This window comes from Archangium lipolyticum (assembly GCF_024623785.1).
Classification (GTDB): domain Bacteria; phylum Myxococcota; class Myxococcia; order Myxococcales; family Myxococcaceae; genus Archangium; species Archangium lipolyticum.
On sequence record NZ_JANKBZ010000009.1, the window covers coordinates 322,913 to 342,609 of the forward strand.

Annotated in this window: 21 protein-coding genes; 12 read left to right on the forward strand and 9 right to left on the reverse strand. The window is 67.2% G+C overall.

What is annotated here, in order from left to right:
- Positions 1-9: 9 nt before the first annotated feature.
- The 4 genes from NR810_RS21670 to astB form a co-directional block, all read right to left on the reverse strand.
- Entirely contained in the window at positions 10-915 is a 906-nt protein-coding gene (locus NR810_RS21670; RefSeq protein WP_257455105.1) for a DUF3396 domain-containing protein, read from the reverse strand.
- Entirely contained in the window at positions 912-1,733 is an 822-nt protein-coding gene (locus NR810_RS21675; protein ID WP_257455106.1) for a hypothetical protein, read from the reverse strand. The genes NR810_RS21670 and NR810_RS21675 overlap by 4 nt, the downstream gene beginning before the upstream one ends.
- A 117-nt stretch (positions 1,734-1,850) precedes the next feature.
- The gene (locus NR810_RS21680; protein ID WP_257455108.1) at positions 1,851-2,357 is read right to left on the reverse strand and encodes an aminoacyl-tRNA deacylase; all 507 of its coding nucleotides are present in this window, start codon (positions 2,355-2,357) and stop codon (positions 1,851-1,853) included.
- Between the two features lie 99 nt (positions 2,358-2,456).
- Positions 2,457-3,782, reverse strand: coding sequence for an N-succinylarginine dihydrolase (gene astB / locus NR810_RS21685; protein WP_257455109.1), 1,326 nt, complete (start codon positions 3,780-3,782; stop codon positions 2,457-2,459).
- 17 nt (positions 3,783-3,799) lie between these two features.
- On the opposite strand from astB, the gene NR810_RS21690 reads away from it, so the two are divergent.
- The 5 genes from NR810_RS21690 (at position 3,800) to rpoN (ending at position 8,739) form a co-directional block, all read left to right on the forward strand.
- Positions 3,800-4,750, forward strand: a complete 951-nt coding sequence (locus NR810_RS21690) for a lysophospholipid acyltransferase family protein (protein WP_407653813.1) — start codon at positions 3,800-3,802, stop codon at positions 4,748-4,750.
- Positions 4,751-4,755: 5 nt separating this feature from the next.
- Positions 4,756-5,298, forward strand: a complete 543-nt coding sequence (gene lptC / locus NR810_RS21695) for an LPS export ABC transporter periplasmic protein LptC (RefSeq protein WP_257455111.1) — start codon at positions 4,756-4,758, stop codon at positions 5,296-5,298.
- Positions 5,291-6,226 carry an LptA/OstA family protein gene (locus NR810_RS21700; RefSeq protein WP_257455112.1) on the forward strand — a complete coding sequence of 312 codons (936 nt, stop codon included), beginning with the start codon at positions 5,291-5,293 and terminating at the stop codon, positions 6,224-6,226. The genes lptC and NR810_RS21700 overlap by 8 nt, the downstream gene beginning before the upstream one ends.
- Positions 6,223-6,960, forward strand: coding sequence for an LPS export ABC transporter ATP-binding protein (gene lptB / locus NR810_RS21705; protein WP_257455113.1), 738 nt, complete (start codon positions 6,223-6,225; stop codon positions 6,958-6,960). Before NR810_RS21700 ends, lptB begins: the two co-directional genes overlap by 4 nt.
- A 264-nt stretch (positions 6,961-7,224) precedes the next feature.
- A complete protein-coding gene (rpoN, locus tag NR810_RS21710; protein ID WP_257455114.1) occupies positions 7,225-8,739 on the forward strand; it encodes an RNA polymerase factor sigma-54 in 1,515 nt (504 codons plus the stop codon).
- 154 nt (positions 8,740-8,893) lie between these two features.
- Here rpoN and NR810_RS21715 read toward each other — a convergent pair whose 3' ends face one another.
- Positions 8,894-9,994, reverse strand: coding sequence for a glycosyltransferase (locus NR810_RS21715; protein WP_257455115.1), 1,101 nt, complete (start codon positions 9,992-9,994; stop codon positions 8,894-8,896).
- A 97-nt stretch (positions 9,995-10,091) separates the two neighbouring features.
- On the opposite strand from NR810_RS21715, the gene NR810_RS21720 reads away from it, so the two are divergent.
- The gene (locus NR810_RS21720) at positions 10,092-10,907 is read left to right on the forward strand and encodes a hypothetical protein (protein WP_257455116.1); all 816 of its coding nucleotides are present in this window, start codon (positions 10,092-10,094) and stop codon (positions 10,905-10,907) included.
- Positions 10,908-11,011: 104 nt separating this feature from the next.
- The gene (locus NR810_RS21725; protein WP_257455118.1) at positions 11,012-11,890 is read left to right on the forward strand and encodes an SDR family oxidoreductase; all 879 of its coding nucleotides are present in this window, start codon (positions 11,012-11,014) and stop codon (positions 11,888-11,890) included.
- Here the strand turns inward: NR810_RS21725 and NR810_RS21730 are convergent.
- A complete protein-coding gene (locus NR810_RS21730) occupies positions 11,865-12,293 on the reverse strand; it encodes a thioredoxin domain-containing protein (RefSeq protein WP_257455120.1) in 429 nt (142 codons plus the stop codon). The genes NR810_RS21725 and NR810_RS21730 overlap by 26 nt on opposite strands.
- 208 nt (positions 12,294-12,501) lie before the next feature.
- Entirely contained in the window at positions 12,502-13,086 is a 585-nt protein-coding gene (locus NR810_RS21735) for a TetR/AcrR family transcriptional regulator (RefSeq protein ID WP_257455121.1), read from the reverse strand.
- Between the two features lie 212 nt (positions 13,087-13,298).
- On the opposite strand from NR810_RS21735, the gene NR810_RS21740 reads away from it, so the two are divergent.
- Positions 13,299-14,309 carry a Rossmann-fold NAD(P)-binding domain-containing protein gene (locus NR810_RS21740; RefSeq protein WP_257455122.1) on the forward strand — a complete coding sequence of 337 codons (1,011 nt, stop codon included), beginning with the start codon at positions 13,299-13,301 and terminating at the stop codon, positions 14,307-14,309.
- Between the two features lie 212 nt (positions 14,310-14,521).
- Positions 14,522-14,671 carry a hypothetical protein gene (locus NR810_RS21750; RefSeq protein ID WP_257455124.1) on the forward strand — a complete coding sequence of 50 codons (150 nt, stop codon included), beginning with the start codon at positions 14,522-14,524 and terminating at the stop codon, positions 14,669-14,671.
- Between the two features lie 33 nt (positions 14,672-14,704).
- On the opposite strand, the gene NR810_RS21755 is transcribed toward NR810_RS21750, so the two are convergent.
- The gene (locus tag NR810_RS21755; RefSeq protein ID WP_257455125.1) at positions 14,705-15,439 is read right to left on the reverse strand and encodes an SDR family oxidoreductase; all 735 of its coding nucleotides are present in this window, start codon (positions 15,437-15,439) and stop codon (positions 14,705-14,707) included.
- Between the two features lie 133 nt (positions 15,440-15,572).
- Between NR810_RS21755 and NR810_RS21760 the strand changes: the two genes are divergently transcribed.
- The 3 genes from NR810_RS21760 (at position 15,573) to NR810_RS21770 (ending at position 18,773) form a co-directional block, all read left to right on the forward strand.
- Positions 15,573-16,415 carry a helix-turn-helix domain-containing protein gene (locus NR810_RS21760; RefSeq protein ID WP_257455127.1) on the forward strand — a complete coding sequence of 281 codons (843 nt, stop codon included), beginning with the start codon at positions 15,573-15,575 and terminating at the stop codon, positions 16,413-16,415.
- Between the two features lie 285 nt (positions 16,416-16,700).
- Positions 16,701-17,096: a VOC family protein gene (locus NR810_RS21765; RefSeq protein WP_257455128.1), complete on the forward strand. Its 396-nt coding sequence runs from the start codon at positions 16,701-16,703 to the stop codon at positions 17,094-17,096.
- Positions 17,097-17,639: 543 nt separating this feature from the next.
- Positions 17,640-18,773, forward strand: a complete 1,134-nt coding sequence (locus NR810_RS21770; RefSeq protein WP_257455129.1) for a M12 family metallopeptidase — start codon at positions 17,640-17,642, stop codon at positions 18,771-18,773.
- Between the two features lie 231 nt (positions 18,774-19,004).
- On the opposite strand, the gene NR810_RS21775 is transcribed toward NR810_RS21770, so the two are convergent.
- The gene (locus NR810_RS21775; protein ID WP_204219566.1) at positions 19,005-19,340 is read right to left on the reverse strand and encodes a putative quinol monooxygenase; all 336 of its coding nucleotides are present in this window, start codon (positions 19,338-19,340) and stop codon (positions 19,005-19,007) included.
- Positions 19,341-19,697: the final 357 nt, after the last annotated feature.

Here is a 19,697-nt window from a genome sequence, read left to right on the forward strand (position 1 = left end):
GGGACGCGGTCAGTCGAGGAAGCGGCGCTCCCAGCGGAGCATGTCTTCCGGGGTGAACACGGGGCGGCGGCCTTTCTCCTGGTGGTAGAGCCAGGGCTCCAGGACGCGTGCGAGTTCGCGATACGCGGGCAGTACGTCACCGCGTTCGGTGTCTCCCGCCTTGGGCCATGGGCCCAGCGTGATGACGGCCCTGTCACCTTCCATTTCCTGGACGGTAGTGCCCTCGGAACGCAGTCGTGAGCGCAACTCCGCCACGCCACCCAGTTGTCCCAGCAGCGGTTGGCCGAGGAAGGTCAGCCATGCGGGACCACGCACGTGGGTGCCAATGTGTAACGAGAGCCATCCCAGGTCGGGGATATCCAGGCCCGGGTAGCGGAAACAGAACTTCTTGATTTTGTTCATCACCCCTACCATGTCGGTGGAGCAGTGGAAGGAGAGGCCTGCGTAACCGGAGCAGAGGAATGGCAGGGAAGAGGCCAATTCCATCGCCAACTCACAAACCCGTCCCGGCCCGTGCTCTTCCAGATATTCAGTGGGCAGCCAGACGCTCATTGCACTCATGGCTCCCGGCAGATAGCGCATCGCGGGCAGATCGGGTCGCTTACCCCGGTATTGGAACTGATACCATTGTTCGACATGCGGTGTGCCCGTCAGCAACAGGGTAGGCTTGGTGCCCGCGAGCATTTCGTCCCGGATGCGCGCCAGAATGGCATCATCGAGCTTCTGCCAGTCTCCTTCTTCGTCCACATATCCGTCGAGCGTCTGGGGACCCACTGCGCGCACATACGCATCCAGGGCACCAATCACTCCTTGCCCCATGTGGGAATGGGGATGCATGTAGAAGTCAATGCTCACGCCTTCGCGTATGAAATAAGCTCCGCGGTCAATACGGATTCTCGGGTAGTGCTTGCTCATCGCAGGATTCCCCATCGGGGGGCCACCCTCACCGGTTCGGGTCCCAGGGCTTTTTTGTAGAGTTGTCCCTGATTCATGAGTCCGTGGCAGGGATGCCCTTCGGGGTACTCACGCCATTCAGAACTCTTGTCGCCGTCCTTGTTCACGCAGGGGAACTTGAAATCGAAGACGGCCAGGGCCTGGAGCGGGTTTCCCGTGTGGATGACGACATCGGGTCTGATGGTGCCCTTCAATTCGCTGCTGCATCCATTGGCCAGCAGTTCCTCGACCTGCTCACAGCTGATGAAGGTCGTCTGCCCTGTCCGCAGGTCGTGGCGGTAGCACGGCTCCAGGCTGAAGCCGCCCGGGCGCAGACCGTTCAATTTCCCCTGGGCACACTGGAGGGCCACCTCGTGCATCTCGCTCCCGAGCCGCATGGCCCATGTCACGCGCCTGCCCTGGGCGTCCGTTGTCCACTGCCGGCACTCTGCATCCGACGGAGTCGGGTCCACGAATTGCGCCCTGTGCCGGATGAGAACCTCTGACCGGGCCAGGTTGGCGCAATCCACCAACTCCTCCTGGATGTGCTCCTCCAGCGTCTTGTCCAACACCGCGAGCACCGCCGCGCCAGAGGCCACGGCCGTGCCCACCGCCTGCACCGTCGTGGTCTCCTTCCCGGTCAGGGTGGCGCAATAGGCGGGATTCCTCAGGCACCCGTTCGACAGCGAATCGAGCGCGTAGTGACCCGGAACGCCACGGCCCGGGGTGCTGACACACGCCCCAAGCAACATGCTGCTGGCGAGCAATCCCCGGAACTTGAGCATCGGTCGATGCGACATGGCCTCCACCTTGCCGGCCAGGATGACCCAGGTGGCGGGTGTCCCTCGTGCCGGGCGCCGGCATCCTACGGAGCGGGCGGGCCGCGAGGCCATGACTACAGCGTTCGTCCCTTCAAGCTACGGGTGCAGGTCGTGGTGCACGGCGTGCGACCGCTCCGGTTGTTCCAGGCTGATGGAGGCCATCCGGGGTGACTCGAGGCCGACGAAGTCCTCGACGCTCACCTCCAGGGCTTCCTCGTGCGAACCGGCGCGCAGTAGCAGGTCCTCCGCCACCTCCAGGCCGCCGTCCATGAGCACGGGCAGGCCATAGAGCTTGCCGAAGGGGGGCTCCGCTCCCAGCTCGCATTCCGGGAACCGGTCCGCGAACTCGTCCTCGGTGGCCAGCCGGGCCTCCCGGGCGCCGAGCGTCTCCCGGACCTTTTCCAGGTCCAGCGTCGCCGAGGCGGGAATGAGGCAGATCCACAGCTTCTGGTCCGCCTGGACGATGACCGACTTGACCACGCGGTAACCCGTCACATGGAGCGATTGCGCCAGCTCCTGCGCCGTCACCGCGCGCGAGTGCCAGTGCCGCAGGAAGGGAACGTGCTGCTCGTGGAGGTAGTGCTGGATGGGCTCGGGGATCATGGGTGCCACCTTCTGTCTCGAAAGTGGATGGTCCCCGGCCCGCAGGCCATGCCTCTCCAGGCGTGTGCCTCCCGAGCGGGCGGGCACGCGCCCCTGGCTTCACCTCTGGAAATCGTACACGTTGCCCAGGCCGAGGATGCGCGTCAGCTCGTCGAGCGCCGTCATCGTCTCGCGCGCCAGCTGCGGGTCCGCCAGATCCCGGGCGCGCAGGTCCTCGCGGTAGTGCCGCTTCACCCAGGTGGCGAGCGCCTCGTGCAGCTCCGGGGTGTAGAAGACGTTGGCCTTCACCGCGGCGCGCTCGGTGTCGGTGAGCCACACGCGCTGGCGCAGGCACGCCGGGCCACCACCGTTGTTCATCGACTGACGCACGTCGAGGTAATACACGCGCTTGACCGGGTTGTTCTCCGCCACCACGCGCTCCAGGAAGCGCCGCGCCGGCTCCGTCTCCCGGCTCTCCTCCGGCGCCACGATGGCCATGGTGCCGTCCGGTAGCGAGAGCACCTGCGAGTTGAACGGGTAGGCCTTCACCGCGTCCCGCGCGGGCAGCTCCTCCTCGCTGGCCAGCACGTACGTGAAGCCCTCGCCCAGCTTCTCCCGCAACGTCTTGAGCAGCCCCTGGGGGTCCACGAAGGCCAGCTCGTGCAGCATGAGGAAGCTCTGGTTGCCCACCGCCAGCACGTCGGTGTGGAAGGCGCCCGCGTCGATGCCCTCGGGGGCCTGCTGCGGGAAGAGCACCTGCGCCCGCTCCAGCTGGTGCAGCCGTGCCAGCGCCTGGCTGGCCTCGAAGGTCTGCCGGGCGGGGAAGCGGGTGGGGTGGCGCACGTCATCGCGCCAGACGCTCCGTCCCCAGGCCAGCAGGTGCACCGCCGCGTGTCCCGGGGTGACGAGCCGGGTGTGGTTGGCCGCGCCCTCGTCCGCGAAGTGCCCGCCGCCGGGCAGTGGCGCGTGGACGGCGAAGTGCTTCTCGTCCGCGAAGATGGCGCGCAGCACCGCGTGCGTCGTCTCCGCCTCCAGCGCCCGGTGGAACATCTGCTGAAGGTTGGCCGGCGTCAGGTGCATCCGCTTGTCCGCCGTGTCCTCCGAGGGCGCTCCCGTGGCCGCGTTCGCCGTCCACATGGCGGCCGAGCTGGATGTCAGCCGCAGCAGGTGGTCGGCCTCCTGCCCGGCCCGGGTGATGACCTCCTCGTCCGTCCCGGTGAAGCCCAGCGCGCGCAGCGCCTTGAGCGAGGGCCTCGGCTGGGGCGGCAGCACCGCCTGGCCCACCCCCAGGCCCGCCACGAAGCGCATCTTCTCCAGACCCTGGAGGGCCGCTTCTCGGGGGTGGCTCACCTCGCCGCCGTGACGGGCGGACGCCAGGTTGCCGGGCGACAGACCGCCATAATTGTGGGTGGGACCGACGATGCCGTCGAAGTTGTATTCGCGCATGGGATATGGAAACGCTCGTGGAGCGCCCTCCCTTAGCAAAGCGCCTCAAGCGTTTCCTCCGCTACCTGCTCGTCCGTGTGGCACTGGCCATCGTCAGCCGCCTCCCGTTGGGCTTCGCCCGGTGGTTGGGAGCCGGTTTCGGCCGGTTCGCCTTCGCCGTGGCGGGAGGCGAGCGCCGTAAGGCCTTGAAGTCCCTGGCCCGTGCCTTCCCGGAGAAGTCCGACGCGGAGCGGCATGACCTGGCCCGTGCCTCCTTCCGTCACCTGGGCATGGCCGCCTTCGAGGTCGGGGCCACCGACTCGATGGACCGTCAGCTCGAGCGCCTGGTGCATTGGCCGGAGGAGGACCGGCGCATCCTGGACACGGCGCTCGCCCGGGGCAGGGGCGTCGTCTTCATCTCCGGCCACGTGGGCAACTGGGAGCTGCTGGCCCGGCGGGTGGCCCGGGCGGGCTACCCCAGCCAGAGCATCGCCAAGGAGACCACGGATCCGCGGCTCACCACTCTCGTCGAGCGCTTCCGGGCCCGGGGCGGGGTGCGCAGCATCTGGCGCGGCCAGGAGGGAGCGGCGCGGGCCATGCTGCGCGCCCTCAAGGCGGGGGAGATTCTCGGGCTGCTCATCGACCAGGACACCCGGGTGCAGTCCGTCTTCGTCCCCTTCTTCGGCGAGCTGGCGGCCACCCCGAGGGCGGCGGCGGACCTGGCGCTGCGCACGGGCGCGGCGGTGGTCGTGGGCTTCTGCCAGCGCGAGGGCGACGGCTACCGGCTGTGGATGGAGGAGGTGCCCTGGCAGGCGAGCGGAGACCGGGAGGCGGATGCCCTGGTCCTCACCGCCGCCCTCTCGCAGCGCATCGAAGCGGCCATCCGCCGTGCCCCCGAGCAGTGGGTGTGGATGCACCAGCGGTGGAAGACCCGGCCCGCCGAGCCACCGGGCATGCTCGCGGCTGGAGCACCCACGCCCACCCGGTGATAGAGATGGGCCCCGTGCCACGTGCCGTTCTCATCTCCTGCCTCCTCGCCCTCCTGGCCGCCTGCGCTCCGAAGCAGGCCACCGGAGACGCCTCCGAGCCTCCCGCCGTGGTGATGCACGGGGTGCGGCTGCGCTCGTTCGAGGGCAGCACCCTGTCGATGACGGGGGAGGCCGAGCAGGCGACCTACCATCGCACGGGCGACATCGTCGCCACCCAGGCCACGCTCCACGTGTTGGGCAGGGGCCAGGGGGAGGGTGCTCCCGGCGGAGAGACGACGGTGAGCGCGCGGACCATGGAGGGCAACCTCATCACGCGGCAGTTGGAGGCCTCGGGAGACGTGGAGGTGCGCACGGCCACGGGCATGGTGGCGCGCTCGCCCCGGGCCACGTATGACGGCGTCCAGCAGCGGGCGCGGGGCACGGAGGGCGTGCGGGTCCAGGGGCCGGATTACCGCCTCCAGGCCGAGACGTTCTCGCTGTCCTTCCCCGACGAGAGCTTCACCTTCGAGGGCTCCGTACGGACGACCCTGGGAGCCGCGCGTGATTGAGTACCTCGTGACGGCCTTCTTCGTGGCCCAGCCGGTGCCGGCCACCGCCACCGCGGGGGCCCGCGCGCCCAACAAGGTGGAGGCTTCGCAGCTTCGCAGTCCGGTGGAGATCACCTCCAAGCTGGTTGCGGGCTCGCGCAGCCAGGCCGTCTTCACCGGCGACGTGGTGGTGAAGCACCAGACGATGGACCTGCGGTGCGACAAGATGACCGCCCACTACAACGGCCCCCGCGAGGTGACGCGGGTGGAGTGCGAGGGCAACGTGCGCGCGGTGGATGGCGAGCGCACGGCCCGGGGCGAGCGGGCCGACTTCGACGTGCCCGCCGGCCTGTTGGTGGTGACGGGCAACCCCGAGGCGAAGGACCCGAAGGCCCACCTCCGGGGCTCCGAGGTGCGCCTGACGCAGGGCAACTCGAACTTCGAGGTGAAGGACGCGGTCGTCACCCTCGAGTCGGCGCCGCTCAAGGTGAAGGGCGCGCAGCAGCGCAACCCGGTGGACATCAACGCGAAGCGGGTGGCGGGCACGCGCACCCAGGCCGTCTTCACTGGCGACGTGGTGGTGAAGCACCGGACGATGGATCTGCGGTGCGACAAGATGATCACCTACTACAACGGCCCTCGCGAGGTGACGCGGGCGGAGTGCGTGGGCAACGTGCGCGCGGTGGATGGCCAGCGCCGGGCGAAGGGAGAGCGTGCCAACTTCGACGTGCCCACCGGAGTGCTGGTGGTGACGGGCAATCCCGAGGCGTGGGATCCAACGACCCACCTCCGGGGCTCCGAGGTGCGCATGACGCTCGGCAACCAGAACTTCGAGGTGAAGGACGCGGTCGTCACCGTCGAGACGGCCCCGCTCCAGGAGCAGCAGCAGAAGCGCAAGAGCGGCAAGGGCACGACGGGCAACACGGATGGGGGAGCGAAGCAGCCATGAGCGGGCAGTTGTGGGCCGAGGGTCTGCAGAAGACCTTCCGGCGGCGCAAGGTGGTGCAGGGCGTGTCCTTCCACGTCTCCCAGGGCGAGGTGGTGGGACTGCTGGGTCCCAACGGCGCCGGGAAGACGACGAGCTTCAACATGGTGGTGGGTTTGGTGCGGCCGGACGCTGGCCGGGTGCGCGTGGACACCGAGGACCTCACCCACCTGCCCATGCACCGGCGCTCCCTGCGGGGCGTGGGTTACCTCCCCCAGGAGGCCTCCATCTTCCGCAAGCTCACCGTGCGCGAGAACTTCCTGGCCGTGCTGGAGCTACAGCGGGGCCTGGACAAGGCCGCCCGCGAGAAGCGCGCCCAGGCGCTGCTGGAGGAGTTCGGCCTGGGCCACGTGGCCGACTCGCTGGGCGAGACGCTCTCGGGTGGTGAGCGCCGCCGCGCGGAGATCGCCCGCTCGCTCATCCCCGAGCCCCGCTTCATCCTCTTCGACGAGCCCTTCGCCGGTGTGGACCCCATCAACGTGGGAGACCTCCAGCGGCAGATCTCCCACCTGAAGTCCCGGGGACTGGGCGTCCTCATCACCGACCACAACGTCCAGGACACCCTCGGCATCTGCGATCGCGCCTACATCATCGCACAGGGTCAAATCCTGGAGGAGGGGACGCCCACGCAGATCGCCTCCTCGGCGAGGGCACGGGCGGTCTACCTGGGGGAGCGATTCCGCTTGCAGTCGGTGTGAGGGCCGAGGAACCGGCTCCGCCGTTCCTTCCCCACAGCGGCACGGCTTCTTGCGGAGGCCCGCTCGCACGTCCATTCTTGAACGTCTTTACGCGAGAATGAGACGGTGCAAGTAGGCGGAATAAAAGAAGAAATTCACACAATGCAAAGGGTAGGCCGGACTCCCGGACACTGGACGAAGTCAGGGGGCCTTGTTAGTTTGGCACGGTCCTTGATGGCAGGAAGCCGTCGAGTGGGTTGTTGAGAGTGGTCGGGAGACCTGAGCATGGCGATGGAACTCAAGCAGAGCCTGAAGCTGTCGCAGCAGCTGGTGATGACGCCCCAGCTGCAGCAGGCCATCAAGCTGCTGCAACTCTCCAGGATGGAGCTGCTGGAGCAGGTCCGGGAGGAGATGGACCAGAACCCGCTCCTGGAGCAGCCGGACGAGGCGCCATTCGGGGATACGGCGGAGAAGGAGCCGGGCGAGGCCTCCCTGGAGGCGGCGAACACCGAGCTGCCGATGGGGGTGGAGGCGCGGACGCCGGACGCGGCGCCGGAGTTCAAGGCGGATGGGGACGGGCCGCCGGAGATCGACTGGGAGGCCTACCTCAACAGCTACCAGTTCAACGAGCCCACGACGGCCTCCAACCGGGGCAACGTGGCGACGGAGGATCTGCCTTCCTTCGAGGCCAACCTCGTGGAGAAGGAGGATCTGGTCGATCACCTCCAGGAGCAGCTGGGGACGCTGCGGCTCAACGAGGCCGAGCGGCGGATCGGCATGCTCATCCTGGGCAACCTGGACCATGACGGGTACCTGAAGCTGGACGAGGTGGAGGGGGATCCGCTGATCCGCCTGGCCAACGAGGCGGACGTGCCCATGTCGGTGGCGGAGCGGACGCTGCGCCGGATCCAGAACCTGGAGCCCAAGGGGTGCGCGGCGAGGGATCTGCAGGAGTGCCTGCTCATCCAGGTGGCGGCGCTGAAGGAGAAGTACGCGCCGCTGCTGGGGCTGATCATCAAGCGGCACATGAAGTACCTCGAGAGCAAGAACCTTCCGGCGATCGCGAAGGATCTGAAGGTGTCGCTCGAGGAGGTGGTGGAGGCGTCCAAGCTGTTGCCGAGGCTGGATCCGAAGCCGGGCCGCAACTTCAGTGGGGACGACGCGCAGTACATCACGCCGGACGTGTTCGTCTACAAGCTGGGGGATGACGACTACACGGTGGTGCTGAACGACGACGGCCTGTCGAAGCTGAGGATTTCGGGCACGTACCGGAACGCGCTGAAGGGCGGTGGGGTGGGGCCTGGGCAGACGAAGGAGTTCATCCAGGAGAAGCTGCGGAGCGCGCAGTGGCTCATCCGGTCGATCCACCAGAGGCAGCGGACCATCTACAAGGTGACCGAGAGCATCGTGAAGTTCCAGAGGGACTTCCTGGACAAGGGCATCGCGCACCTCAAGCCACTCATCCTGAGGGATGTGGCGGAGGACATCGGGATGCACGAGTCGACGGTGTCGCGTGTGACGACGAACAAGTACGTGCACACGCCGCAGGGCATCTTCGAGCTGAAGTACTTCTTCAACTCATCGATCGCGAGGGTGTCCGGGGAGGACACGGCGAGCGAGGCGGTGAAGCACCACATCAAGCAGCTGGTGTCGCAGGAAGACCCGCGCAATCCGTATTCGGACCAGAAGATCGTGGAGCTGTTGAAGGCGCAGGGGACGGAGATCGCGAGGCGCACGGTGGCGAAGTACCGTGAGGTGCTGGGGATCCTCCCGAGCAGCAAGCGCAAGCGCTACTTCTAAGCGTTCACCAACCCAACCCAAGTCCAACCCAACCCACCCCCTCTCCCTTCGGGAGAGGGACGGGGTGAAGGTATCGAGTGCCCCGGGTTGAACCCGTGAGAGCTCCCTCTCCCTCTGGGAGAGGGCTGGGGTGAGGGTCTACACGCGCACGGGGTCACTGTCGCATCGCGAGCTCAATGGCCTCCTCCAACAAGGGCACGCGGACGGAGGGAACATAAAGACCCTCCGCGAGCTGTCGCCCAGCGAGGCCCAGGGCGCGCCGAGCCTGGGGGTCATCCAACCAGCGAGCGAGCACCTCGGCGACGGCATCCGGCCGGGGAGGAACCCGGGCGCCACACGAGGCATCGACGATCTCCCGGGCACCGCCCATGTCCGTGGTGAGAACGGGCAGGCCGGCGTACATGGCCTCGACGAAGACGATGCCGAAGGGCTCGGGACCGAGGTTGGGCTGGCAGAAGATGTCAGCGGCGGCGAGCAACCTGGGGACGTCGGAGCGCTGGCCGAGGAATCTCACCCGGCCGGACAGCCCCAGGGTCTCCACGCGAGCCCGCAGGCGGGCCAGGAGAGCCAGCTCCTCGGGGCGCTGAGCGCCGCCCACCACCAGACAAGCCCAGTCCGCCGCGCGAGGCAGCCGCGCGAGTGAGTCCAGCAACAACTCCTGGCCCTTCCAGGCCTCGAGGCGGCTCACCTGGACGATGACGGGAGTGTCCTCGGCGAGGCCGAGCTCCTGGCGGACGGCGTGCCTCGCGCCGGGCTCTCTTGGAGCGCGGTCTTCGACGGGGCAGCCGGTGACGAGTGGGGTGAGCCCGGGCAGAAGGGTGGACGCGGAGGAGGCGGTGAAGGCCGAGTTGGACAGGAGCGCGTCCGGGGGCAGCCACGCGAGGAGCCGATCCAAGGGGAAGCGGGGGTCGACCGGGCCGTGGAGGAAGAGGGCCTGCCGGTGACCGAGCAGTGCGGGGCCGGCGGCGGCCCTGAGCCAGGAGGAGTGGACGAGCACCAGGTCGGGGCGCCAGGAGGACAGGAGGCGGCGAAGCCGGAGCTGTGGAGCGACGAGGGTCCACGGGCGGCCGAGCCGGGCCGGGCCGAGGACATCGACGGAGGCCCCGGAGGCGCGCAGCTCCGAGGCGAGACGGCCCTCGAAGAACAGGGCGAAGCGGTGCTCGAGACGCCGGGGAGCCCTCGCCAGGGTGACGAGGAAGCTCTCCACGCCTCCGTACAGATTTCCCGCCGCTAGGTGGAGCACACGGCCCGCCACGTTGCCTCCTCGTTGTCCGCGGGGGGATGTTGGCCCCGGGAGGCGAGCCCATCAAGGAAAGGCGCCTGATTGTCCGGGAGGAGGAGGAGGGGGCGTCATGAACCGAGCCATTGTGAAGGGTGGTGGTAGGGTGGGGCCGATGCCTTCCGCCTCGTCTCTCCGTTGCGTCGTGGGTGCGGTGGCCGCGCTGGGGCTCGCCGGCTGTGGCCGCACCGTGGCCGAGTCCGTCACCCTCGCGGACCTGAAGGACCGCACCCTGCAGTTCACCCTCACGGACGTGGACTCCCTGGAACGGGAGACCTCGACGTTGGGGGCGCACCGCTTCACCGCCATCTTCTCCGCCGGAGACATCTGCGCCCGGCTCACGGGGAACGTCACGGCGACCCTCAACGGCCAGCCCATGAAGCTGGAGCCCGGGGGAGTGCCCGACACGGGCGTGGGGGGACGCGAGGTCTGCGAGGCGCCGCGCGTCACCTTCGACTTCGATCCGGGACAGTGGAACGAGGAGCCCACGGAGGACCTGCGGGTCATCCTCCAGGACGACACCCACTCGGTGGTGCTCGTGCTCGAGAATGCCAAGGCGAAGCGGCGCTTGCTGCGCAGCGGTGGCACCGCGGGCACGCTGCGGCGCGGACAGACGCATACCTACGTGTGGCTGCCCGAGACGGATACGCTCGCGGCGCCCGTGCAGGCCAGCCTCTTCCCGGCCAGTGGGGGCGCGGAGGCCGCGCTCGAGGTCCAGCAGGAGGGCAACGCGGCCCGCATCTCCGTGCGCGGCACCACGGTGGAGGGGGCGTACTACCTGCGCCTGAGTGGCACCGCCAACGCCCAGGTGCTCACCTGCGAGGGGGTGGCCGGCTGCCAGGGAGGCCTCTTCCACTCGGAGGACTTCGAGGTCTCGGTCATCCCCTGAGCCCGCCCGCCGTGCTTGCGGCCGAGGGTCGTCCGGGCGGTGGTTGCCGGGGTCCACCAGTCTCCCCACCGTGGGCGGGGTAGGCAACTGGAGGACACCCCCACATGGCTCAGAAGAATCCCCGTGACGCAGGAGTGAAGCCCCCTCTGCCCGGCCAGGAGCAGGCACACCCGGGCATCGAGGCGCAGATGACACCCGAGCCGGACTACGGCCTCACGTCGTACAAGGGGCTGGGCCGGTTGAAGGACAGGGTGGCACTCGTCACCGGAGGGGACAGCGGCATTGGCCGTGCGGTGTGCCTGGCCTTCGCGCGCGAGGGGGCCGACGTGGCCTTCGCGTACCTCAATGAGGACAAGGACGCCGAGCAGACGCGGCGCGTGGTGGAGGACTCGGGCCACCAGGTGCTCTCGCTCAAGGGCGACCTGACGGACGAGGCCGTATGCCGCCGCATCATCGAGGACACGGTGAAGCGCTTTGGCCGCATCGACGTGCTCGTCAACAACGCGGCCTTCCAGGGCAAGTCGGTGGAGAAGTTCGAGGAGCTCACGGCCGAGCGCATCGAGCGGACCTTCCGGACCAACATCCTCGCGATGTTCCACCTGGTGCGCTACGCGCTGCCGCACATGAAGTCCGGGGCCTCCATCATCAACGTGGCCTCCATCCAGGCGTACCAGCCCAACCCGGGCATTCTCGACTACGCGAGCACGAAGGGCGCCATCGTCACCTTCACCAAGGGGCTGGCGCAGGAGCTCATCGAGCGAGGCATCCGTGTCAACTCGGTGGCGCCGGGCCCCGTGTGGACGCCGCTGATTCCGCAGTCCTTCGACGCGGAGAAGGTGAAGTCGTTCGGCAAGAGCTCGCCGATGGGCCGGCCGGCGCAGCCGGTGGAGCTGGCGCCTTCGTTCGTGTTCCTCGCCTCGGACGAGTCGCGCTACGTGAACGGGGAGATTCTCGGCGTCACGGGTGGCCAGGTCCTCGCCTGACAAACCGGGCCTTGCTCACGAGGGGCGGCGGGTTCGATTCCCGCCGCCTCCACTCCGGAATTCCCGGAAAGGACTCAGCTTTCCGGGAGGCTGTGGCAAGGGATGTAGCAAGGCTCCGGGCGCCATCAGGCGAGCCGGGGTCTTCTTTTTCCGCTGAAGCCGCCAGCGGCAGCCGGGCGAACTGGCCTCGCTCGTGGCGCTGCACCTTGAGCTTCACCACCTCGGCGCAGAGGGCCTTCCACGGGAACGTGGTGTAGAGGTCGATGATGTTGCCGCTCTTGCGCGGGGTATGGGACGAGTCCGCGCGAAGGGAAATCCGCACGATGCCGGTCAGTCCCTTCTCCGCGAGATAGATGCTCACCCGTCGCGGATAGACACCGTAGCTCAGTTCGTAGAACTTCATGTTGCGACCCATGGGCTGTGTCTTGTGTTCGCCCAGGGATGAATAGATACGAGGACTCCGTCCCCTTGGGAGGGCGAGCCCTCAGCTCGAATCGGCGCATCTGCGGATGGTTCACTCCACTCGCGTCTGCCCGGCTGTGTTCAATCGGCATCTCCTGACGATTTGTGTAGGCCCCCTCTCCCTCTGGAAGAGGGATTCCGCGGGGCGCCTATGTGGAGAGCCCGCGGATGATGAGCGCGGCCAGGGTCGAGGCGGCCTTGGCCTCCTCGACGCGGCCTCGAATCATCTCCCGCGAAATCGCCTCCGCCGCACCGATGATTCCGACGCAGCGCAGGTGGAGTTCCTCCTTCGACAGGTTCGTGTAGGGCGCGAACGCCTCGCAATAGAGGGCCACGTAACTGTCGAGCAGCTCCTGCTGGAAGGCCTCCATCTCCTCGTCGCCCTTCAGCGCGGCCGAGATGGCATGCCACTCCGGACCCACCGACGTGTAGCAATTCATGTAGGCGCGGCTCACCACGCGGGCGACGTCCTCCAGCCGGCGCCGTGTGCGCTCGAGCGCCTCCTGCAGCACCTTGACCTGCCGGGCGTCTATCTGCGCGTAGAGCGCGATGAGCAGCCCGGAACGTGTCTTGAAATGCTCGTAGGCCACCGGCTTGCTGACGCCGGCACGCTCGGCGAGATGGCCGAGGGTCAACGCATCCGTCCCCTCCTCGCGCACGATGGTCTGCGCGATGTCGAGCAACTGGTCGCGCCTCTGGGCCTTCGGCAGCTTCTTGCTGGATGTCTCGCTCATGGCAACGCGGCTCGCACCTGAACCGGTGTCAAGTGACTGTAGCGCGCCGCCAGGCGCGGAGCACGAGCCGCTTCGCCGCCCCTTGCCCTCCCTACGAACAAATCGTGGCGAACCTACTGCCGGTAACTTACTAAAGGTAGGAGCCCGGGCGGGATGGGCGCGACCCATTCCGGCCACGCCGCCGCCCCGCCATGCAGAGGAGCCCTCCCACCATGTCCGCGAACACGCAGCAGCCCGTCCTCATCATTGGAGGCTCCGGCCTCGTTGGCTCCCAGGCCGCGAAGATGCTCCGCCGGCTCCAACCGGGCCTGCCCATCACGATTGGAGGACGCGACCTGGCCCGGGCCGACGCCGTCGCCAGGGAGGTGGGCGGCGCGGATACCGCGAGGCTCGACCTGGAGCGACCCGACCTGGGCCTGCCTGCCGGGAAGTCCTTCAGTGCGATCGCCATGTTCCTGAAGGACGACACCCTCAACTCGCTGCGGTACGCGCAGGCCAGGGGGGCGGCCTATCTCGGCATCTCGACGGCCCTGTTCGAAATCGGGCCGGAGGTGGGGTTCTACGTCGCCAGACCTGGCAGTGCGCCCATCCTCATGGACAGCCTCTGGCTGGCGGGAGCCGCCACGCTGCCGGCCCTGCACTTCGCCAGGGAGTTCCGGACCCTCGAGGCCATCGAAATCGCCGCCGTTCTCGATGAGGAGGACATGGGTGGACCGGCGGCGTATGCCGACTTCGAGCGCATGACGAAGGTCACGGCGAGCGCCCTCCGCCTCGAGGACGGCAAGTGGCGCTGGGTCCAGGGAGAGGACGCGGCACGCACCCTCGTGGGCGTGGACGGAGCGGAGCTGCGGGTCCAGGCCTACGCGCCGCTCGACCTCATGAGCCTCGCCGGGGCGACCGACGCCCGGTCCATCCGGTTCGACCTCGCGGTGGGGCAGTCGGCGACCCGCAAGCGCGGCGAGCCCTTCTCGACGGAAATCATCATCGAGCTGGTGGGCCAGCGGTGGGATGGAACGACGGGACGCGTCCGCTACGAGCTCGTCCATCCGGCGGGTCAGGCGCCCGTGACAGCCCAGTGCGTCGCCGTGGGTCTCGAGCGGTTGCTCGGCCTCGCGGGCGGCCCCCCCGTGCCGCCGGGGCTCTACCTCCCGCACGTCCTCATCGACCCGGCCTACATGGTGCGGCGCCTGGAAGAGATCGGCACCCGCATCCGCCGGGTGTGAGCGGCCCATGTGTCAGTCGCAGGGCGACTGGGAGAAAGCAGGAACCCTGCTGGCCGATGCGGCGATCTCCCTGAAGCGGGCGGGCGGGAGGCCATTGTTCTCTGTACCAACACCATGCACAAAGTCGCCGAGATGGTGGAACAGCGCAGCGAGCTGCCGCTGTTGCATATCGTCGACGCTACCTCCTCTCGTTCGAATTGAGGGCGGATGGCATGCCCGTCACGATGGTGGTGGCGCTCATGCCGTCGCTGAAGGAAACGCCGATGCTGCTGCGCGCGGCCGAGGACTTCTTGCATGCTGTGCACACCTTGAGCAACCCGGCCGTGCTGAGCGGGTCATTCTCCTTCCCGGACGTGTGGTAGGCGTCATGGACAGACCCGCTCGGAGAGGCGGAGTCACACCTGCGCGGTGGGACGGATGACGATCTCGTTCACATCGACATCGGCCGGCTGCTCGATCGCGAACGCAATGGCGCGGGCGATCGCATCCGGCGGCATCGCGAGCTTGTCTCGGGTGGCGGCGAGCTGGGCTCTCACCTCCGGATTCGCCACGCCATCCGCGAAGTTCGTCCGGACGATGCCAGGCGAAATGATCGTCACGCGCAGCTTGTCGCCGGCCTCCTGGCGCAAGCCCTCGGAGATGGCGCGCACGGCGAACTTCGTGCCGGAATAGACAGACTGGTTCGGCACGGTGCGATGCCCTGCTGTGGAAGCGATGTTGACGAAATGCCCGAAACCCTGCTTGCGGAAGACAGGCAGTGCCGCGGAAATGCCATACAGAACACCTTTGATGTTGATGTCGATCATCTCCTCCCAATCCCCAACGCGCAGGTCGTCGAGGGGAGAAACCGGCATGATGCCGGCGTTGTTGACGAGAACGTCGAGCTTGCCATACCGCTCACATGCCAACCTGACGAGGCCGGCCAGCTCGTCACGCCGTTTGACGTCCGTGCGTGCATGGGCAGCTTCGCCCCCCGCTCTCACGATACGGTCCGCGAGTGCCTCGAGGCGATCCAATCGGCGCGCGCCGAGTACGACCTTCGCACCGCGCTCGGCGAGCAGGAGCGCGGTTGCCTCACCAATTCCGCTGCTCGCACCTGTGATGACGACGACCTTGTCTTCGTTCCGCACGGAGAAACTCCTTCCCTGGGGTTGCGGGGCAAAGGAGTAGAGGGTGGACGCTCGGCGGGCTTGGGCATTGTTGGCGGACATGTCCCGCCAAGAACGCCCAAGCCACGGTGGCGGCTCGCGGTAGCATCGAGGCGTGAGCCCTTCCCTTCGCGCCGTCTCCGATGGCCCGCACTCCATCCGGGTCTTCCTGCCCCCGAGTTGCCCGGGCCTGCGGGTGGTGCGCTACAGGACCGACGAGCGGCTGTGGCGCTCCGTGAAGGAGCGCTTCTCGGTGACGCTGACGTACTCGGGCCGAGCGGAGTGGTGCAGCCGTGGCAGGGTCTGGTCCACCACTCCCGGGACGCTCGACCTCAAGCAGATCGGACAGGTCCACCGCGATCTGCGCCGCGAGGGTCCTTCCCGCTTCCAGGTGATCTCCTTCGATGAGGCGCTCGTCACCGAGGCCCGTGAGGCGCTGGGCCATCCGGCCTCATCCCACCTGCGGCGGGTACAGTTCGAACGCGAGCAGCCCATGGCGGCCCCCTTCGTCCGTCTCCATGCCCTGTTGGGCGAGGACAGAGTGGAGCCTTCCAACACACTGGAGCTCCAGACGGCGCTGACCGAGGCGCTCTCCGCGCTGGCCACGTGCTTCGGTGACACCGACGAGCCGGAGCGGCGCGCTCGCGGGCCCGTCCGCCGGGCGCGCGAGGCGCTGCACGATGCCCTGGAGCAGGGCATCACGCTGGAAGCCCTGGCCAGGCTGGCGGGACTGGACAAGTTCCACCTGTGCCGAGCCTTCCGGGAAGAGGTGGGGATGCCGCCCTACGCGTACCTCACCCACCTGCGCATCTCCCGGGCCATGGGGCTGCTGACCCAGGGGCTGACCCCTTCGGAGGTCGCGCTCCGGGTGGGGCTCTACGATCAGAGCCAGCTCAACCGGCACTTCAAGCGCATCACCGGGCTCACCCCGGGCCAGTTCGCGCGCGCCGTGCAGTGACGATCGCGCGGGGCAAGTCGAGGTATTACGGCTGGAGGGGCGAGATATTCTTCAAGTGCGTGGGCGGCGAGGCGGGAATGCCCACGCGTGTGCGGTGTCGGGGATGCGTGCCTCGGCGACGATGGCGACGGCGAGCGCACGGCCGATGCCATGGGGGCGCGGTAGGGGACTGGGCCTGTTGGCTCTGCGGTGGCGTAGACCGCTGGCCCTTCGCGGCTCTGGCCGGTTGGTCGCCTGCCTGCTCAGCGTTGACGTGGCCGTGCCGTCCGGCTTCACTCCGCCGCCATGGCAAAAGTCACCGGCATCGGCGGCATCTTCTTCAAATCGACCAAGGACGACAAGGCGCTGTCCGAATGGTACCAGCGTCACCTCGGCATTCAGCTCGAGCCCTGGGGCGGCGCCATTCTGAAGTGGCCCGAGGATAAGGCCGAGGACAAGGGCCTCACGGTGTGGAATGTCGCGGCGAAGGACAGCGACTGGTTCGACGCGCCGTTCATGATCAACTACCGCGTCGACAACCTCGGCGAGCTGCTCGCTCAGCTTCGAGCGGCGGGGGTGCAAATCGTCAAAGGCCCCGAGAGCCACGAGAACGGCAAGTTCGCGTGGATCATGGACCCGGACGGTAACAAGGTGGAGCTCTGGGAGCCCATGCTCTGGGACGAGAAGAACAAGCAGCGCTGAGCTGCGCGCGTTCCCAACCGCGCAGGAACACTCGACATCCGCTGTCCGGCGCATAGGCGGGATGGGAGGCCTGGCCAGGAGGGTCGGGCGACCCGCCCTGCCTCGGGCTCCTCGAGAGGGTGCGTGCCTCCGCTGTGAGTAACTCCCAGAGCTCCTGCTGCGCTGGCCCCCAGGCCGGAGCCAGGACAGCAGGCAACTGAAGGTGGCCCGAGAGGGTGTCAAAGAACTCGAGCAGTGGTGAGGGGGCGGCAACCGCATGCCCGGCCCGAGCATTTCAAGAGGAGCCCGGGCCATGGGGGTATGTCGCCACGCGTCAGGACTTCCTCACAGGCCTTCCAAACCGCCAGGCCCACTCCCAGCCCTCAAGTAAAAGTTTCCAAGGAATCAGATAAATCAATTATGACGTTTCTGGGAGAATTGGCCATTATTGTTCGTTTAACCCGATTGTGCCAGTTGTTGCCTCTGTAGTGGCAAATGGTTCGAGAAGGTGCGTGGCCTGCACTCGAGGCGACTCGCCGAACCGCACAGCCTGAAGGAGGCGAAATGTTCAATCGTGCAATGCGTCACACGGCTTTTCTTGCCTTGGGTTTGTTGAGCACCGCGTGTGGAGATCAGGCGGCAACGGAGCACGAGAGCGAGTTGGAAAACGACGCCGTGTACAATTCACAGTACCCGAAAGGCCAGTCCTTCCAGGTGCGGCTGGCCGGCCTGAAAGAACCCGTCACGGCGGTGCTCAAGGGCGACTATGCCTTTGTCGGCGACCAGGTGATCGGCCAGGTCTCTGGCACGCAGGTGCTCAGCGCGGACAAACAGGTGCTGTTGACACTGGATGGTGAATCGCGAGTCAGGGCCATGGGCTCTGGCATCGTCAACGCCAACGGTCAGAAGTGGCCAGGGGGTGTGATTCCGTACGAGATCGATCCCGCCGCGTCGGCGGCAACGCGTGCGGCCTTCGAGGGCGCCAAGGCCGACTACGACGCGAAGACCTCCATCCGCTGGGTTCCCCGAACCAACCAGGCCGATTACGTTCGGATCATCACCGGCGACGGGTGTTGGAGCTACGTCGGCAAGATCGGAGGACGGCAGGACTTGTCGCTGGGCAACGGCTGCGGCGTGAACCCCGCCCGGCACGAGCTCGGCCACGCTGTCGGGTTGGCGCATGAGCAGGTGCGCCAAGACCGCGATACATGGGTCACCGTCAACGCGGGCGGCAGCCAGAACGCCATTGACTGGGGATCGGCGGGCACGCCCATCGGAGCATACGACTTCGAGTCGATGATGCACTACCGCAATTACTTCGTGAATGGCCGTTGGGATTACGTTCCCAAGAATGGCTTTCCGCCGGAGTGGGTTGGCAACGATCGCGTCAACACCTTTACCGCTGGCGACCTCGGGGCCATCCGCGCCATCTACGGCGGCACGACCACTGGTGTCTGCTTCTACTCTGACATCGACTACAAGGGCGAGAGCTTCTGCGCGACCAGCGACAGCTCCTGGGTCGGGACGCAATGGAACGACCGCATCTCCTCGGTCAAGGTGAGCCCCGGCTTCGAGTTCACCTTGTTCAACGACATCAATTTCGGCGGAAGTGGTCTGGGGTGTGGTTGTGACATCCCGAACCTGGTGCAGCACAACTTCAACGATCTCACCTCTTCGTTCCGGATCAAGAGGAAGTAACAAGACCGTTCGTCCAAGCCCGGGCCGACGCATAGGGCGAATAGAAGGACTGTTGAGGGGGCGGGCTGGTGCAGAGGGGCCGAGGAGGGTCGGCTTGGGCCTGTGGGCAACTGCGGCCCGGCTCTCAACACCACGCGAGCTGCGTCCGAGAGGGTGTCAAAGAACTCGAGCAGTGGTGAGGGCGCAGCACCCGCATACCCGGCCCGAGCACCTCAAGCGGCTCGGGCGACGTCACAACGGCAGATTGACTGCAATTCCCTCGCGGCCGGAAATCCACTCGCGCAAGTACTGGTTGAGCTCCCCGTAGAATGACACCGACACCAGGTCAGCCACCGCAAAGAGTTCGCGGAGCAGTGAATCCACATGGTTGTTATGCGTTTCGGCCGCGTCAGCGTCGACGTACTCCTCAATTATCGAATAATGACCGGGCCTCTGCGTGACGAACCACTGGTAGCGCAACGTTCCCGGCTCGGTCGCAGCGGCGGATGCCAATGCCCGCGCCACCCGCAGGAACTCTGCCTCTCCGTCGGTCCGTGCTCTGAACTCACATAGCACCAGAAGACTCATACGATTCTCCTGCGCAGGCCGCGCTTTGAGGGTCGGTTTTCGTCGTACCACTCGGCAGGCTAGAAGTCGTCTGATAACCAGCCTGGCTGTCCCGCTTGTGCACGTCGATGCCGATGTTCTCCATCTCCCACTCCCCCCCACTTCGGCGGTCACGTCCGCGCCGCCGCAAGTCAGGGCTCGGTGGGCCTCCACGCACGTGGCTGGCCAGCCGCTTCATCACCGCTATGCGTCCGACGTGCCGCCGCTGGCGATAGCGCGCGGGCCCCCGCAGCCGGACTTCTGGCACCAGCCCCTCCCGCGCGTGTCCCCACCAGGCCCGCGCTCACCCAGACACGTCCAGGTATCCCCGCGGAACGT